Annotated in this window: 17 protein-coding genes and 1 riboswitch; of the genes, 11 read left to right on the top strand and 6 right to left on the bottom strand. The window is 44.3% G+C overall.

Features of this window, described 5'->3' with window-relative positions:
* Window positions 1-16: 16 nt before the first annotated feature.
* From ACXQIQ_RS06975 to ACXQIQ_RS06960, 4 genes are all read right to left on the bottom strand, one after another.
* The gene (locus ACXQIQ_RS06975) at window positions 17-232 is read right to left on the bottom strand and encodes a hypothetical protein (protein ID WP_439299488.1); all 216 of its coding nucleotides are present in this window, start codon (window positions 230-232) and stop codon (window positions 17-19) included.
* A gap of 120 nt (window positions 233-352) precedes the next feature.
* The gene (locus tag ACXQIQ_RS06970) at window positions 353-820 is read right to left on the bottom strand and encodes a hypothetical protein (protein WP_439299489.1); all 468 of its coding nucleotides are present in this window, start codon (window positions 818-820) and stop codon (window positions 353-355) included.
* Window positions 813-1,877, bottom strand: a complete 1,065-nt coding sequence (locus tag ACXQIQ_RS06965; protein WP_439301919.1) for a CotS family spore coat protein — start codon at window positions 1,875-1,877, stop codon at window positions 813-815. The genes ACXQIQ_RS06970 and ACXQIQ_RS06965 overlap by 8 nt, the downstream gene beginning before the upstream one ends.
* A 177-nt stretch (window positions 1,878-2,054) precedes the next feature.
* Window positions 2,055-3,185: a glycosyltransferase family 4 protein gene (locus ACXQIQ_RS06960; RefSeq protein WP_439299490.1), complete on the bottom strand. Its 1,131-nt coding sequence runs from the start codon at window positions 3,183-3,185 to the stop codon at window positions 2,055-2,057.
* Between the two features lie 308 nt (window positions 3,186-3,493).
* Here ACXQIQ_RS06960 and ACXQIQ_RS06955 point away from each other — a divergent pair, with 308 nt between their 5' ends.
* The 4 genes from ACXQIQ_RS06955 (at window position 3,494) to ACXQIQ_RS06940 (ending at window position 6,934) form a co-directional block, all read left to right on the top strand.
* Window positions 3,494-4,513, top strand: a complete 1,020-nt coding sequence (locus tag ACXQIQ_RS06955; protein WP_439301920.1) for a CotS family spore coat protein — start codon at window positions 3,494-3,496, stop codon at window positions 4,511-4,513.
* Between the two features lie 379 nt (window positions 4,514-4,892).
* Entirely contained in the window at window positions 4,893-5,426 is a 534-nt protein-coding gene (locus ACXQIQ_RS06950; protein ID WP_439299491.1) for a hypothetical protein, read from the top strand.
* A gap of 258 nt (window positions 5,427-5,684) precedes the next feature.
* Window positions 5,685-6,515, top strand: a complete 831-nt coding sequence (locus ACXQIQ_RS06945; RefSeq protein ID WP_439299492.1) for a TIM barrel protein — start codon at window positions 5,685-5,687, stop codon at window positions 6,513-6,515.
* Entirely contained in the window at window positions 6,512-6,934 is a 423-nt protein-coding gene (locus ACXQIQ_RS06940; protein ID WP_439299493.1) for a hypothetical protein, read from the top strand. The genes ACXQIQ_RS06945 and ACXQIQ_RS06940 overlap by 4 nt, the downstream gene beginning before the upstream one ends.
* A 40-nt stretch (window positions 6,935-6,974) precedes the next feature.
* Here the strand turns inward: ACXQIQ_RS06940 and ACXQIQ_RS06935 are convergent, their stop codons facing one another.
* Complete coding sequence (locus ACXQIQ_RS06935) at window positions 6,975-7,754, bottom strand: sulfotransferase family 2 domain-containing protein (protein WP_439299494.1); 780 nt, start codon at window positions 7,752-7,754, stop codon at window positions 6,975-6,977.
* Between the two features lie 210 nt (window positions 7,755-7,964).
* Here ACXQIQ_RS06935 and ACXQIQ_RS06930 point away from each other — a divergent pair, with 210 nt between their 5' ends.
* The 5 genes from ACXQIQ_RS06930 (at window position 7,965) to ACXQIQ_RS06910 (ending at window position 13,033) form a co-directional block, all read left to right on the top strand.
* Window positions 7,965-8,150 carry a hypothetical protein gene (locus ACXQIQ_RS06930; protein ID WP_439299495.1) on the top strand — a complete coding sequence of 62 codons (186 nt, stop codon included), beginning with the start codon at window positions 7,965-7,967 and terminating at the stop codon, window positions 8,148-8,150.
* 212 nt (window positions 8,151-8,362) lie between these two features.
* The gene (locus ACXQIQ_RS06925; RefSeq protein WP_439299496.1) at window positions 8,363-8,923 is read left to right on the top strand and encodes a GNAT family N-acetyltransferase; all 561 of its coding nucleotides are present in this window, start codon (window positions 8,363-8,365) and stop codon (window positions 8,921-8,923) included.
* Between the two features lie 137 nt (window positions 8,924-9,060).
* A riboswitch (SAM riboswitch) is annotated at window positions 9,061-9,178 on the top strand.
* A 99-nt stretch (window positions 9,179-9,277) separates the two neighbouring features.
* A complete protein-coding gene (locus tag ACXQIQ_RS06920; RefSeq protein ID WP_439299497.1) occupies window positions 9,278-10,342 on the top strand; it encodes a homoserine O-acetyltransferase family protein in 1,065 nt (354 codons plus the stop codon).
* Window positions 10,343-10,361: 19 nt separating this feature from the next.
* The gene (locus tag ACXQIQ_RS06915) at window positions 10,362-11,684 is read left to right on the top strand and encodes an O-acetylhomoserine aminocarboxypropyltransferase/cysteine synthase family protein (protein ID WP_439299498.1); all 1,323 of its coding nucleotides are present in this window, start codon (window positions 10,362-10,364) and stop codon (window positions 11,682-11,684) included.
* A 113-nt stretch (window positions 11,685-11,797) separates the two neighbouring features.
* Window positions 11,798-13,033 (top strand): homoserine dehydrogenase, encoded by a 1,236-nt coding sequence (locus ACXQIQ_RS06910; RefSeq protein ID WP_439299499.1) that lies wholly within the window; start codon window positions 11,798-11,800, stop codon window positions 13,031-13,033.
* Between the two features lie 455 nt (window positions 13,034-13,488).
* On the opposite strand, the gene ACXQIQ_RS06905 is transcribed toward ACXQIQ_RS06910, so the two are convergent.
* Window positions 13,489-13,647, bottom strand: a complete 159-nt coding sequence (locus ACXQIQ_RS06905) for a DUF1540 domain-containing protein (protein WP_439299500.1) — start codon at window positions 13,645-13,647, stop codon at window positions 13,489-13,491.
* A gap of 317 nt (window positions 13,648-13,964) precedes the next feature.
* Between ACXQIQ_RS06905 and ACXQIQ_RS06900 the strand changes: the two genes are divergently transcribed.
* Both ACXQIQ_RS06900 and ACXQIQ_RS06895 read left to right on the top strand, forming a co-directional pair.
* Window positions 13,965-14,960, top strand: a complete 996-nt coding sequence (locus ACXQIQ_RS06900; RefSeq protein ID WP_439299501.1) for a serine hydrolase domain-containing protein — start codon at window positions 13,965-13,967, stop codon at window positions 14,958-14,960.
* A 56-nt stretch (window positions 14,961-15,016) separates the two neighbouring features.
* Window positions 15,017-15,418: a GNAT family N-acetyltransferase gene (locus ACXQIQ_RS06895; protein WP_439301921.1), complete on the top strand. Its 402-nt coding sequence runs from the start codon at window positions 15,017-15,019 to the stop codon at window positions 15,416-15,418.
* The last annotated feature ends 10 nt before the right edge of the window (window positions 15,419-15,428 follow it).

Here is a 15,428-nt window from a genome sequence, read left to right as displayed (position 1 = left end):
GGGTGATCTGAATTCCTTAGCGTAGGGAAGGGGCAGAGTTGATCCTCTTCACTAACACTTCATTCGAAACCCAAGGCTTTGAAGGTTTTCCTTTCGGTAAAGAATCCCCTTGCAATTCGATCTCCACTTCGTCTCCATTCGGCATCTTGATCTTGACTTCAATTTCTGAGAAAGTTTTCTTGCTCAAACAGTTTGTAATAAGAGCCAAAACTTCATCATTATTACGAAACAAGACATACTCCTCCTTTTTATTGAGTTAATCTTACTACCATTAAGATATGGGGTTTCCTATCATTTGTTTGGGTACGTGCTGAACGAGGGGGAAGAATTTCAAATCGAGATATACTGAAGCTTACCCTCTTGCGAAGATGCTGCTTTGTTTCACATTCTTTTTGTTGTTGAGAGATGGGGTCGTCGACAACTTCTTGACCTTCAATTTGTAATTGAGGACCACTTCCGGAATTTTGTGTGGTGCCACAAGTTCTTTTTCCTCTTCTTCAATCTCTTCCGTTTCTTCCACTTCTGTTTCTTCGAGTTGTGGTACTTCTTCCAAGACAGGTTCATGAATAGGTTCTTTGTGCGTTTCTTCTTGTTCGATGGTATACGTTTCTTCTAAATCGATCTCTCCGACAGGTGGGAGTACATTCAATTGCTTGGATTCTTTTCGGATGTTATAGAGGTTGGAGAAGTTGGTCATTGAAGCATCCGGTTCTTCGTCCATCACTCTTTGATATTCGGATTCACTCCAACCCATTGCACCAGGTGGGGAGAACACGAATTCCTCGAGATCGACGACTGGAATATCAATGTGTTTACTCATTGTCCTTCGCTCCTTCTAATTTGATGCGTTCGACCATGTCATCGAACTGGTGGATGAAATCCATTTTTGTCGTTTCGACCGCGATCGTATTTTTCAGCGCTGCTAAATATTTTTCATCGGACCAGGCTTTCTTTTGGCTTAAATAATATTTGTGGATGATCGCGCAGAAGAGGTGCGGGAATTTCAGATCGGTCCAGAGGACTTTGTAATTCCCTTTTGTGAGTGGGTTTTTGCGGTCGTAAGCTCTCAACATTTCGCAACATAGCTGGCTGTCCCATACGTGTTGCTTCTTCATGACCTTAGTCAGGAACAATCTCAAATCTCGAGAAGGGAGATCGTGGTTGACGGAATGAAGTTCACTCATGAAAATTTCATCGTCTTTCAAGATCAATCGAGCCAAAGTGAAGTCCTGTTGACAGAACATCTTCGATTCAATGACATCTTTCGTCCAGCTTTCGAATTCCGCATGGTCGAGTTCTTCTAAAGATTGTCTGCCTAGTTCCAGCATTTGATCGACATGTTGAAGGAACAGTTCAGAAAATGGATCGGTCTGATAGTTCTGGGCGAGCTTTTTGAATCCTTCCAATTCTTGAAGCTTCCAGCGATAAAGCTTTTCCCATTTTCCGACTCGACGTCGTTTCTTCGTTCCTTCAATCGGATGGAATCCTTTCGATTTGATGTGGAAGTCTGCCATGAATTCCATGATTTTTTTCAAATGGTTCCGACTGTAATACAGCACTTCTTTACCTTCATGGTGTTCATAAAGGATGAATGCATGGTCATCCGCGGCTACACAGAGGCCCCCGCCTTTGGTTTTGATGATTTTTGCGATTGGAACGCCGTTCTCCTGAAGGTGCTCGTGTGCGTTGCTGATGAAAAGCATTCTTCCGGGTGGCATGATGGCTTGTTTCAGCACCATTTTTCCTTGATCGGTATCCACGATCCATTTCGTACGTCCGCTTTTGCTGGATTTGAGTTTGATTCCATTCACCTTGATCGGGTAATATCTTAATACGCGCTCGGCATATTGATTGACGTCTTTTAACTGAGAAGACATTTCCTCTTCTTCATCGGGCAGTTCTTCGAGAAGATTCTGGCCATCATCTTCTTCAAGTTCTTCTATCGCTTTTTCAAGTTGTTCTTCATCGATTTCCTCGATGAAATCGTGTCGGAGTTGTTCATTCTCCATTCAAGTCCCATCCTTTCGTTTTTATCGTAGTCGTGTTTTTTAAGGTTAAGCGTTTCCATATACTTGTTGAAGCTGTCGTGCCACTCGTTCGAATCCGAAAGATTCTTCAGCGATGGAACGACCTTTTTTACCGATCTTTTCACATAGAGATCGACTATCCAGCAACTTATTGATGTGCTTCGAATACTCGAACGGATCATCGAAATTGTCGATGGCATAACCGTTGCCACCCGTCTGGATGACCTCTTTATTCCCGCCCCGGTTGGTCGTGATGATCGGGAGACCAGCAGCCATAGCTTCATAGTGTACGCGTGCCAGCGGCTCACGCCATTGCGAACAGCATACGAAAACATCGGCCATGGAATAGTAGTTCGGGATATCGGAAGGTTCAACGAATTTGATGAATTTCACGTTATCCATGTGCAACGTTCCAAGTCGATATAGATACTTGACATAGTTGTTGACGAAATCATCTCCGAACCATTTCGATCCGACGAATACCAAATACGTATCCGGATGCTGTTTGATGATTTCAGGTAAGGATTGGATGAGGATATGAGGTCCTTTTACCTTACTTAACCTTCCTACGAAAAGGATGACATTCTTCCCTTCAATTCCTAGACTCTCTCTCATACGGTTTCGGATTTTTCGCCCTTCACTTGTCCATTTTGGGTGGTAGCTATCCAGATCCACACCGCTGTAGACGGTTTTCACTTTTCCATCCGCACTCGGAAATCGTTCCGTGATCGTACGTCCGATGAAGTCACTGACTGTGACGATTCTCGAAACGGTCGAAATACAGCGTTCTCCGTCTTCTGGTTCAATCTTACCGTCCGCAAACATTTCATTATGGACACTCAAGATATACTTCGGTCCAGGAACTTTGTCATGTAAAATGTTGATCCAGTGTGGACGGTTGCAAACATGAACGACATCGTGTCTTTCTTCCTTCATATGTTGGATGATTCCATCTAAGAAGTTCTCACTTTCGAACCGAACGTACTGGACCCCTTGTACATTTTCTTTATGCGGTAATTTCGGGTCTTGGATCGAATACACGGTGACTTCATGTCTTTTTGCCATGATCGGTGCAACAGATTCGATGTATATTTGTATCGCTCCACCTCTAATTGCAGGAACAGGCAATTTTTCTGTCGCAATTAAAGCTATTTTCATTCTCTTTCCTCCAAAGCTTTTCCAATTTTTTTAGGTTCTCTTCATGTTACGAAGCTAGACGAGTCTTTGTGCAAAATCCTTAAATCGGAATGCAAAAAAGGCGAATCTACTGAATCAACCGCCCTATTTGCAAGGGATGGACGAGTAACTAGGACATATCTTCTATTCCGCCATACACATAATAAGAGAATGTTAAGCAATAGGAAGGTGAAAGAATGGCAACTCGTAATTCAGAGTTTGAAGAAAACAATGAAAGAGAATGGGTAGAGGAAACAGAAGAGGTCGAGGAGACCGAGGCAAACCCCGATATGACCCCCGAGATGCTGGAGAGTCTGCAGCGGTTGGCAGAAAAGCTGATCGTTCACTGGGATGTGAATGTACAAGGTATCGAACTGATCCAGGGCGGGCAGATGGCATTGGTATGGAAGATCATGACGGATGATGGTCCGCGCTGTTTGAAGAGGATGAACCGTCCTGAGAAGAAGTCGTTGTTTTCCATCAATGCACAGAATTATCTAGCGAAAAAAGGTGCGAGAGTACCCGGGATCATACCGACGAAACAGGGTAGCCTGTATGCGAAACAGGGACCGTTCCTTTTCGTCTTATATGATTGGGTAGAAGGACGTACCTTCGACATCACGCTACCCGAGGACATGGAATGGATCATGAAAGGTCTTGCAAACTACCATTTGGATTCTGTCGGTTATGTGCCGCCTAGTGGAATCCCAATTTTTACGAAGCTCGGTAGATGGCCGAACCACTATGTGAAAAGGTGCCAGCAAATGCGCTCATGGAAGATGCTTGCGGAAAAGACGCCTGAGGATCCTTTTTCCAAGTTATATGTGCAGGAGATTGATTATTTCATAGATTTTGGAGAAGAGACGCTACTGAAGTTACAAGACTCTCATTATCCGGAGTGGGTCGCACAGTGTAAGGCAAGACCGAATCTATGCCACCAGGACTATGGAACAGGGAATACCCTTTTGGCGAATGACGAAGTTTGGGTCATCGACTTGGATACAACGACATTCGACTTACCGATCCGGGACTTACGTAAAATGATCATACCTTCAATGGGTGATACAGGCGTATGGAATGACGATGTCATCAACCATATGCTGAAAGGCTACGAGTCAGTCAATCCATTATCTGTCGATCAGAAAAAGGTCATGCTCACTGACATGCTGTTTCCGTATGAATTACATGAAATTACCCGCGAAAAGTATGGAAAGAAAAATGAAGTGCTGGAAGATGAATTGGCCATCGCGATGCAGTTCGAGCGGGCGAAAGTCACTGAAATCAACCGGATCATTTCGGATCTAGGATAAAAAAGAGGATTTGAAGGAGTGAACTTAGTCGTTCGCTCCTTTTCTTGTTATTTGGAGGTGTATTCTGGTCATTTGGACGCTTTTTTTGGTCATCTGAGGATGAATCTGTGCATTTCACTGCTTATTCTGTTCATTTCAGTGCGTATTCTGATCATTTGAACGGATTATTACGTCAATTAAGATAAAAGGCCTATGTTTGTTATACGATGTCTCGTACTCTATTCTCTTTTTCTTCAGTCCAGTGATATGGAAAATATGGGTGTTTACTAGTCTTTCATACGAATTGGATGAAGATTTAAACGGATGACCATAACGTTTCCTCACGCCCTACATATAATGCAAGTACAAGCTTTCACATCTAAAATAGGAGGAAATCTTAATGGAAAGTAATGAAAAGATTTACGTATGTTCTTCTAGCTCCGAAAAAGAAGAACATGTAGAAATTGAGTATGACAAAAAGGAGAAGAAAAAGTCTTCAGGAAAGAGCTCTGGTAAGTCTTCCGGTAAATCTTCTGGAAAATCATCCGGAAAGTCATCTGGAAAATGCAGTAAAGGCAAATCTTCTGGTAAATCCTCTGGAAAGTCCTCAGGCAAATCTTCAGGCAAGTCCTCTGGTAAATCTTCCGGCAAAAAACATTCTAAAGGTAAGAAAAGCTGCAAGAAGGTATCTGAAGCTTACAAGAAAGCAAGCAAACATGGAAACGAAAAGTACATGTACAATGATCCGTATGGTTCTTCAGGATCTTCAGGATCTTCAGGTAAAAAATCCAGCCACCACCACAAAAAGAGCCATAAGAAGCACAAGAAATGCAAATGCTCTAAAGGCTATGCAGTAGATTCTTACACACACATCTTGACTTCTCCGTACCCGCTTACTTGCCGTTGCAAGAAAAAGAAGAAAAAGCGCTGGTAATCCTTTTTTCGTTTTGCGAAAATGGACAAACACCCTGCCTTTTTTCCAACTATGCTCAGAGTGGGCTCTAATATCTAGCACAAGGACTCCAACCACTCGGGCGGAGTTCTTCCAGTTTTTTATACGAAATCGCTTATGAGCATCCGCTGTTGGATGCTTTTTTGCGTTTATGTACTTCTCAAATTCATAGAAGGAAAATGAAGAGCTCATAATGAAATGTTTATGGTAGAAATATAGCTGTTCATTGGGGGTTTTAGTTTGGCTTTGACTTATGCAGTATCCGGAAGTACCATCTTATCTGATCCAGATCGATTTGAGGATCTGTTCTGGAAGGGAATCGAACATATTGAAATTGGCGAATTTGCGAAGGAAGAAGACTTTCAATTGTTCTTGCAAACTTGTAAAAAACATCGGGCAAGCTTTGGTGTTCATTCACCAGTGTTTCGACAGGATAGTAAATACGATCTTTTGGAAAAAGTCGTCCACGATCCGTCGTTTGCCTGGAAAAGGCTTGAAGAGGAAGCGGAGCGCTTGTCGTCGCTAGGTGCGGAGTATCTGCTCGTCCATTTTCCATTTTTTAAAGGGGAGAATGATGGAGACGCCAACGAGCGCATTGAGGAAGGTCTTCAGAAATTAAGCACTATCCAAGAACGATATCAGCTGCCGATTGTATGTGAACCGAAACTTGGATTGAACAGGTCAACTGCAGGCATCGAATATTTACATCAATTTTCAGAGCAGACGTGGTCCACGTATGGTCTGAAGCTCTGTATCGACATTGGGGATTACCTGATGGCAAAAGGTGAATCCGCACTCGATTACATAAAAAAGTGGGAAAAACATATCGCTGTCGCGCATATTCATAATGTGACTTTTCACGGTGACAAGTACATTTGGACGATGGTACATCCATCTTATGAAGGAGAGTTGTACACACTAAAGCCTTTGCTGAAGTATCTGGCGAGTATTGAAGGGCTGCGGTTTGTATTTGAGCACACACCGCATACCGATCCAAGTGCGTCTTTTGTAAAAGAAGGATTCGAATGGGTGAAGTCGATCGCTCCTCAAGAACAGGAGATCTCAAGATGAAGAAAATACTTGTGATGTTGGTTGTGTTCCTTCTATCAGCAGGGTGTAGTCAAAACGAGTTGGTCCATAAGGAAGTCAAAATGGATGAATTGGATAAAGAAATCAGCTCATTTTTTCTCAATGAACAAGATGAGAATGGGATTTACCTTTTTCAAGATCAAGGGGAAAGAATATATGTATTTTTGAACGGGTGGAACGTGAAACAAGGTGAAGCAGCCTCAAGCTTCAGTAACTTCGAAGTTGATCCAGAAGGCGATACCTTGAACATTTATTATGAGGAACAAACTACAACAGAAGATAAAAACAAAGAGCTAGATAACAGGATGATCTATGAAGTCCAATTCGACAGAGATTATGATCGTCTTGCGATTTTCAAAAACGGGGAAGAAACGCACTTTAGCACTTCATCAGGACGTTAAATCATGAGAAAAGAGCTGACTTCATATCAGCTCTTTTTCTTTAGATCTTTTTGAGGTCGTACCCATAATTGATGAAATCCTTTTGATAAATTGTACTGACTAATTGCAAGGTATCTTGATCGTAGAAATTTTCATATGGTGGCAAAGGTTGATAAAATGATTGGCTAGATAATCTCATGTTGGCAAAGTTACGGTTGTCGCTGGTATTCATCTTCTGGGTGACGTGATGAGGAGATTTGATAATTTCCTCCAGCGGTGAAGGGGGTAGCTGATACTTTTCCTCTATCTTTTTGATTGAGGGAGCGAATTGTTCAAGCTTGATAAAGTTCTTGATGAACATCTTCTCACCATCAAGATATTGCTGTATCATATGCCCGTTGATGTTACCACGTTCAACTCCCATATTTTGAACACGATACAGAAATTGTTTGAACGACAATCCCTGATCCATGCCTGGAGCAACCGAGTTCATGATGCTCGGGGTCCGGAGTGTATGGAAGTAAGAGCTGACGGCTCTCGTATAAGGATCACGGACAAGTTTATAAACATCTTTCGTCCCATCCAACAAATGCTTCCGGATTTTATTCGTATGGTTGTCTTGTTGTTCAAATATTTTCATTCTGTAAGTATGGATGATTTCATCGTATTCCGTAGCATCCTGTAGCTTCCCGATTTGATAGAAAAACCATTTTATGAGAGAAGTACATCCACATTTAGGATTCCAGAAGAATATGATAGGAAAATCTTCATCAAAAAGAGGGATTGGCCGGGTAATCAGGTGGTTCGCAATTTTACGTTTATGAAAACTATGACTTGTCATATTGTGTACCTCCAGAAGGGTTGTCCAATGCTCGATTATATATCATATGAACGACCTTATCCCTGTGTGATGGGAGGAAACACCTATTCCACACCTAGGAAGAGGATTTTTCATGTAGAAGGAGAAGAGTATAAGGTGCCGAACTGCTAGTTTTATAGCGGTTCAGTGTATACAACTTTGAAAAAGAGTAAAAGGACATAGGAGGTCGACATGGATCAGTTCTTTGTCTGGGTGCCGGTTGTCGGTGGAATCATCGCATTAGGCGCGGGAATCTGGTACTATGCAGCAATTGGAAAAGCAGTTCATGAAGAGGAACAAGCGGCTGGTAAAGACTTAACGTACGAGATGAATCCGTTTACGGGATCAGCGAAGTCGAAGTCGGTGAAAAAGAAATAGGTGGCCCACACATAAAATAATGTAGGTCGTTTTTCTAAAACGACCCTTCATTTTTACAAAACGTCAGTGATTTTTTGCAAAACCAGAGTGGATTTTTCTAAAACCACCCCTGATTTTTCTAAAACCGACGCTGTTTTTTACAAAACCGCCCACGAAAAGTGCCAAAACCGACCACCGAGTGGAGGTTTTGAGCTGAAAAAGGAGTGAATCCAGTGGAAATTACATATGAAATCGTCAAAGATGACGAAATTGAATGTTGCAGGGACCTTTGCAACAAATTGATGAAGTTCCAGAAGTCGATGGCGCATTTCCGCCCAGAGCTGTTCGACTCGATGAGCTTCGAATCGCGCATGATTCCTGCCGTACAACGGTCTACACATAATTTTACCGTGGTCGCGAAGATCGATGGAAAAGCGGTGGCTTACGTGTATTCCAACATCGCCCCTAAGGAGACGTACGACATGGATTTCGCCACGTTCTTCGACCTGGATACGGTGGAGGGAGAAGAAGTGGGCTGCTTGGCGAACTTCTACATCGATGAAGGGTACCGCGATCTCGGCATCGGGTCCAAGCTTTTCAACATGTCGATGGAATGGCTCGACAGCTACCGGGAAGTAGAGGACTACTTTGTGTTCGTTTCCAACGGCAATGAGAAGGCCCTCGAATTTTATAAAAGAAAAGGGTTCGTCTATAGCAACGAGGTGCTGGACGGTTTCATTACGACGTTACGTTCCAAGAAAGGTGCGATCGTTCCGAAGAAAGAATCCGTTTAAAAAAATTGGCTGGAACTTTTTCGCTATACTCTGAATAGGAATAGATGTACAACTCGGAAAATTGAAATCTGGATGTTGACACGTTGAAATCACCGTGCTAAGATTCAGATAATTTAAAACTTAATTTCATATGCAAGCTCTTATCAAGAGAGGCAGAGGGACTGGCCCGATGAAGCCCGGCAACCGTCAAACGTACGTCACGTTTGAAATGGTGCCAAATCCTGCAAGGCGTTTATGCGCTTTGGGAGATGAGAGAGACAAATTCGCTAACTTTGCCTCTCTGTCTATACAGAGAGGCTTTTTACGTTTCTCGAATCTTCATAAATCAATCTGAGACAAAGGGGGATCGATTTGGTGAGTAGTCAGAAAAACTTTTACAAAACGGGCATCGTGCAGATTCCTAATTTTACGCTTGAGTCGGGTGAGAGCCTGGTGGAGGTGGAACTCGCTTATGAACGGTGCGGACCACGGGATGCCCCAGCGATTCTTGTATGCCACGCACTGACCGGTCAACATCTGACTGTGGGAACAGAGGATGAACCCGGCTGGTGGAAAGGATTGATTGAGGATGGCGGCTATATCGATACAACAGAGTACCAGGTCATCACCTTCAATGTACTCGGTGGGTGCAACGGCTCGACCGGTCCGCAGTCAATGGATCCGAAAAAGGGTGAGCCATACGGGGAGCATTTTCCGCGTCTCACAGTCCGGGATCTCGTCGAAGTCCAATACGTCGCTTTGAAAATCTTAGGGTTCAAACGGTTGAAGGGTGTGATGGGCGGTTCACTTGGGGGCATGCAGGTCCTTGAGTGGGGACTCATGTATCCGGAGTTCGTGAATGCGCTGTTTCCGATTGCAGTGACGCCAACCTTAAGCGACTACGGCATCGCGTTCAACCATATTTCCGGTGAAGCGATCCGGAACGGAGGGGACCAAGGCTTGAGCATCGCCCGTATGATCGGCATGATGACCTATCGTTCGGATGTGCTCTTCAATGAGCGGTTCAACCGAAACCAGCGCATTGCAGAAGATGGAATTCCAACGTACGAAATCGCTTCTTACTTAAGTTATCAAGGGGAAAAATTGCAGGAACGATTCAACAAAGACAGTTATTTGACGCTGCTTGATGTGATGAACACACACGACATCGGCCGGGGAAGAGGTGGCCTCGAGCAAGTCATCCACGGGTATCAGGTTCCGGTTTTCGGTGTCGGATTCACCCGGGATCTCGTCTATCCGTCGGAAGTATTGGCAGGTTTCATTTCAGCGATTCAGCAAGAAGGAGGATACGCGGAGTTTTACGAGGTGAAATCAAAATTCGGTCATGACGGCTTTCTCGTCGAATTTGAAAAATGGGGCTGGTTCATTCAGGAAAAATTAACCGAGCTCGACACATTGGTCCAACACAAACAAGCATAAATGAAAAGGAGAGGTTCAAATGAGTGAAAACAAGAAATATCGTTTAGAAACAATCGGGGTACATGGTGGTCTGCAGGCTGATCCTGTAACAGGTGCGCGAGCGCTACCAATCTATCAATCGAACGCATACAAGTTCGAAAATACGGATCATGCTGCGGACTTATTCGCGTTAAAAGAAGAAGGCTACATTTACTCGCGAATCCATAATCCGACGGTGACGACGGTGGAAGAGCGGGTGGCGCAACTTGAAGGCGGTATCGGCGCTTTGGCGCTGGCCAGCGGAATGGCGGCAATTTCAACGGCCATCTTCAACATCGCAGAAGCGGGGGATGAAGTCGTCTCCGCATCCACTCTGTACGGTGGGACGTTTAACTTGTTTGCGACAACGCTGCCAAAGCACGGCATCACGACACATTTCGTCGACCCGAAGGATCCAGAGAACTTCAGAAGAGCAATCACACCGAAAACGAAGGCGATTTTCGCAGAAACGATCGGGAATCCGGGACTTCACGTATTGGATATCGAAGCGGTTGCGAAAGTCGCCCATGACGCAGGCATCCCGTTGATCGTCGATAACACGTTCGCCACACCGTATCTCTCGCGACCGATCGATCACGGAGCGGATATCGTCATCCATTCTGCGACGAAATGGCTTGGAGGGAACGGCACATCGCTCGGTGGCATCATCGTCGACGCCGGAAAGTTCGACTGGAACTCACCGAAGTTTCCTGGTTTTACAGAGCCGGATCACAGCTATCACGGCATCATCTATTCGGAAGCGTTGCCTGAAGCAGCTTTCATCGTGAAGGCGCGCGTACAGCTTTTACGTGATACAGGGCCATCTATCAGCCCATACAATGCGTTCCAGATCGCACTCGGTTTGGAGACCTTGCACGTGCGAATCAAGGAGCACGTCGCCAATACTCGTAAAGTGGTGGAATACTTGGAAAACCATCCGGCGGTCAAATGGGTGTTGTATCCGGAAAGTGAAAATCACCCATCCCATGAACTGGCGAAAAAATACTTGCCGAAAGGAGCAGGCTCGATTGTCGTGTTCGGTATCCAGGGTGGAAGGGATTCAGGATCAGCGGTCATCAACAGTGTTGCTCTTTGGTCGCATGTCGCCAATGTCGGTGACGCGAAGAGCTTGATCATCCATCCGGCAAGTACGACGCACCAGCAGTTGTCCCCGGACCAGTTGAAAGATTCAGGAGTGACGGAAGATCTGGTCCGTTTATCGGTCGGCATCGAGAACGTCGAAGATCTGATTGAGGACCTTGAGCAGGCGATCGAAGTTGCGACTGGCTTCTCCTCCTTCAACACAACGAAAGTGGTCGGCTAAACTTTTATGAAAAAAGAACGCATACCACTTATGGATGTTCGAAGTTTTCTCGTTCTCGTGTTGGTAGGTATGGTGGTCAGGTTCATAGTAGTTTGAGAAAAGGAGGTAAAAAATTGGCCAAATTGAAGATAGCGTTACTCGGTTTCGGGACTGTTGGAAGCGGTGTGTATGAGATCATTCAAAAACAGCAAGATAGGCTCCGGACGATTTTTGGCAAAGAGGTCGAGGTCGCCGGAGTCCTGATCCAGGATGAAACGAAATCTCGCGAGGTTGATGAGGACGTACTGGTGACATCGAACTTCGAGGAGATTCTTCACATACCGGATTTGGATATTGTGGTTGAAGCAATCGTCGGAGTGGAACCGGGTTATACGTACTTAAAGCGTGTCATTGAAAAAGGGTGTCATGTGGTCACAGCGAACAAGGAGTTGTTCGCACATAAAGGGCATGAGTTGAAAAAGCTGGCAGCAGTCCATGGAGTAGAGGTGTCTTTTGAAGCGGCAGTCGCAGGCGGAATCCCGGTGATCGGCACGTTGAAGCAGCTTCTCCAAGCCAACCAGGTGGTGAAGATCGACGCGATTCTGAACGGAACCTCTAACTATATCCTGACCGAAATACGTGAAAAAGGTCGTTCTTTCTCAGATGCGTTGGCAGCGGCACAGGAAGCGGGGTATGCAGAGGCTGATCCGTCCAACGACGTCGATGGACATGACGCTTTTTTCAAAACCGTAATTCTGACAGAGTTATTGTATGGGGTCAGGGTCAACTGGGACGAGGTGAACCACAAAGGGATCCGGCACGTTTCGGTAAAAGATCTTCAAGTGGCGGAAGCGCTTGGATTCCGATTGAAGCACATCGCATCACTCGAGTTGCGGGAAGGAAAGTTGACGCTCGGAGTGGAACCGAAATTGGTAGCTGAAGATCATCCCCTTTATTCTGTCGAAGGGGTCGACAACGCTCTCGTCATCACAGGGGATTTCGTCGGACAGTTGAAGCTCCAAGGACCAGGTGCCGGAAAGTTCCCGACAGCGAGTGCAGTAGTGGAGGATTTGGTGAACGTGGGTCGTGGCGTTCAAGAGCCTGTATTACCTGGAAAAGTAGAGCTTAATATATGCGCTGTTGAGCAAGAGCAATCCTACCTTCTAATCGGAAACTGTAAAACGACTGTTCCAGGAAAGGTGGAAATCGATCACACATTGCAGATCCATGGTCAGTTGCATGCGGTAAAGGTAGTCACAGTGAGGCCGACCGTTGTCGAGCAAATCGTTGAAAAATCACCTGGATTGGTCGCCTATCCGATTTCCGGCACCTTTCCTTCCGGAGTCCGAAAAGCTTCCGTAACGGCATAACGGGGAGAAACACTCATTTTCAGATGAGTGTTTTTTCAATTTTGGATTATAAATCCTGATTTTGGATTATAATTTCCGGGTTTGGATTATAATTTCCGGGTTTGGATTATAATTTCCGGGTTTGGATTATAATTTCTGAATTTGGATTATAAATTCTTATTTTGGTTTATAAATCTGAATTTCGGATTATATTCTCATTTTGCAGAAAGCCAGATACTTGTATAGGAAGGAAATGGAACTGACCAGTCGAAATAAAGGTTGTGCAAAAGGATTTCAATACCACTCAGAACAAGAAGGATACGCAAATAAAGAAGATGAAAAGTACATATCTGTCCGCTATTCAAGAACCATATAAATTACTCTCCATGATGGACTTAGTCGGGTATAAGATTGATAATTATTATCAATAATAGGAAAGAAGGCAACCACGCCATTGGCTGCCTTCCCTATTTTCATTATAGTCCTTGTGGTTCAAACGTCTTGCAATCTGTTTCCTCACTGTTATGTGCCTTTTCACCTTTATGGCTGACTACGAAAATTTTCTCAGCCATGCACTGCTTTCCATCACGATTATGCACACAATTGCTTACTTCACATAAAACATCTTGTGCCATGATCATTCACCACCCTTCATGTTTTTAGAGTTGACCTTTTCGCAAAAGTTCATACAATCAAGTGGGATCATTTATATTCAATTGCCTCTTACATACCCTCAATTCTTAAAATGTACACTAAAATGACAGAAAATTTAAATAACATATCAATTTGAGTCGAAAGTAGGAACTGTGGAGGGAGTCACAGTTCCTAGCAGGATATTCCAAATAAAAACAGAATACCTCATATCGAGACACTCGCATAAATCACTTGAAACAAAACTGTCCATAATCATTGATGCATGGCAGTTTTTATCTTTGGGGAGGGGAAAGTTTTTATGAATGAGTTAGAAAGAGTAATTGACGCGTATAGTGAGAAAAATTACTTGAGCGGATCCATCCTGATCGAGAGGGATGGGGAGGTCCTAATGAAAAAAGCGTATGGGGAGGCATCCATTCAGCTTGGCGTCCCCAATTCGGTAGAGACGAAATACCATATCGCCTCTGTGACGAAAATGTTCATCGCTGCTGCAGCCCTCAAGTTGGAAGAACAAGGATTGCTGGATTTGAAACAAAAACCGAGCCATTACATACCTAGCCTTGAAAACCTCCACCCAGAAATCACACTCCATCACTTACTTAATCACACTTCAGGACTTCCCGACATCTATGGTGAAAACGACTTAAGGTTGAAAATGGCCGAACTGAATAAAGAGGAAGGTGATTTTCTCACCTACTTATCCAATCAAGAGCAAATGTTCACACCTGGTGAGAAGTGGGATTACAGCAGTACAGGTTTTATCATGACGAGCTATATTATGGAGGAAGTGACCGGTCTCAAGTTCGAACAACTGCTTGATCACCTGTTTTTCAAACCACTCGATATGAAAAATACGGGACAAGACGATCCGAAGAATATCAACATCGGACGCGCATACGGCCACTCTATTGAGGATGGTACGTATATCAACGCAAAAAATGACAGGTTGGCGGATGTAGATGCGCCTGGCGAGCTCTATTCGACGGTTGGAGACCTCAGCACGTGGTGCAACGCCATCCTCAACGGTTCTGTGCTTTCTGAAGAATCAACTGAGAAAATGTTTACGCCTTATCATCAGACGACAATTTCACCGAATCTGAAATATGGCTATGGGTGGTTCTTAGGGAAGGATTTCAGACTTGTACCTGGGGGAACACCTGGTTTTAAATCGGAAGTATGGCAATATCCCGAAGAGAAAATCAACATCATCATGCTATGGAACTTTGAAAAAGTGAACACCTTTGAGTTGATGGATCAAATAAAGCCGTTACTCATAAAAGAAAAAGTCCAGTGAACACAGAACTAGAGTTCAGAACAGCGATAGAACACGACCTGGAAAAAATCGTAGCAATGCTTGCTGATGATGTGTTAGGGAGCAAGCGGGAGCGGTTTGAAAAGCCACTACCAGATTGTTATACGGATGCTTTTCACGCGATCGACAAAGATCCGAACAACGAGTTGATCGTCGCTTGCCTAAGGGATGAAGTCGTTGGCGTCATCCAGATCACCTATACACCGCACATTGCCCGACAAGGTGGTTGGCGCGCAACGATTGAAGGTGTTCGGACCTCATCGGCAACACGCGGAAAAGGCCTTGGTTCACAGCTGATCCAATATGCCGTTGAACGAGCAAAAGAAAGAGGATGTCAGTTGGTCCAACTGACATCTGACAAAGAACGAAAGGACGCCATCCGGTTTTACGAAAAACTCGGGTTCAAAGCCTCCCATGAAGGACTAAAATTGCAGCTCTAACAGAAAAAAG

The organism is Pseudalkalibacillus sp. Hm43, assembly GCF_054170705.1.
The sequence above is the reverse complement of the archived record's forward strand: the minus strand, read 5'-3'. Positions and strand labels throughout refer to the sequence as shown.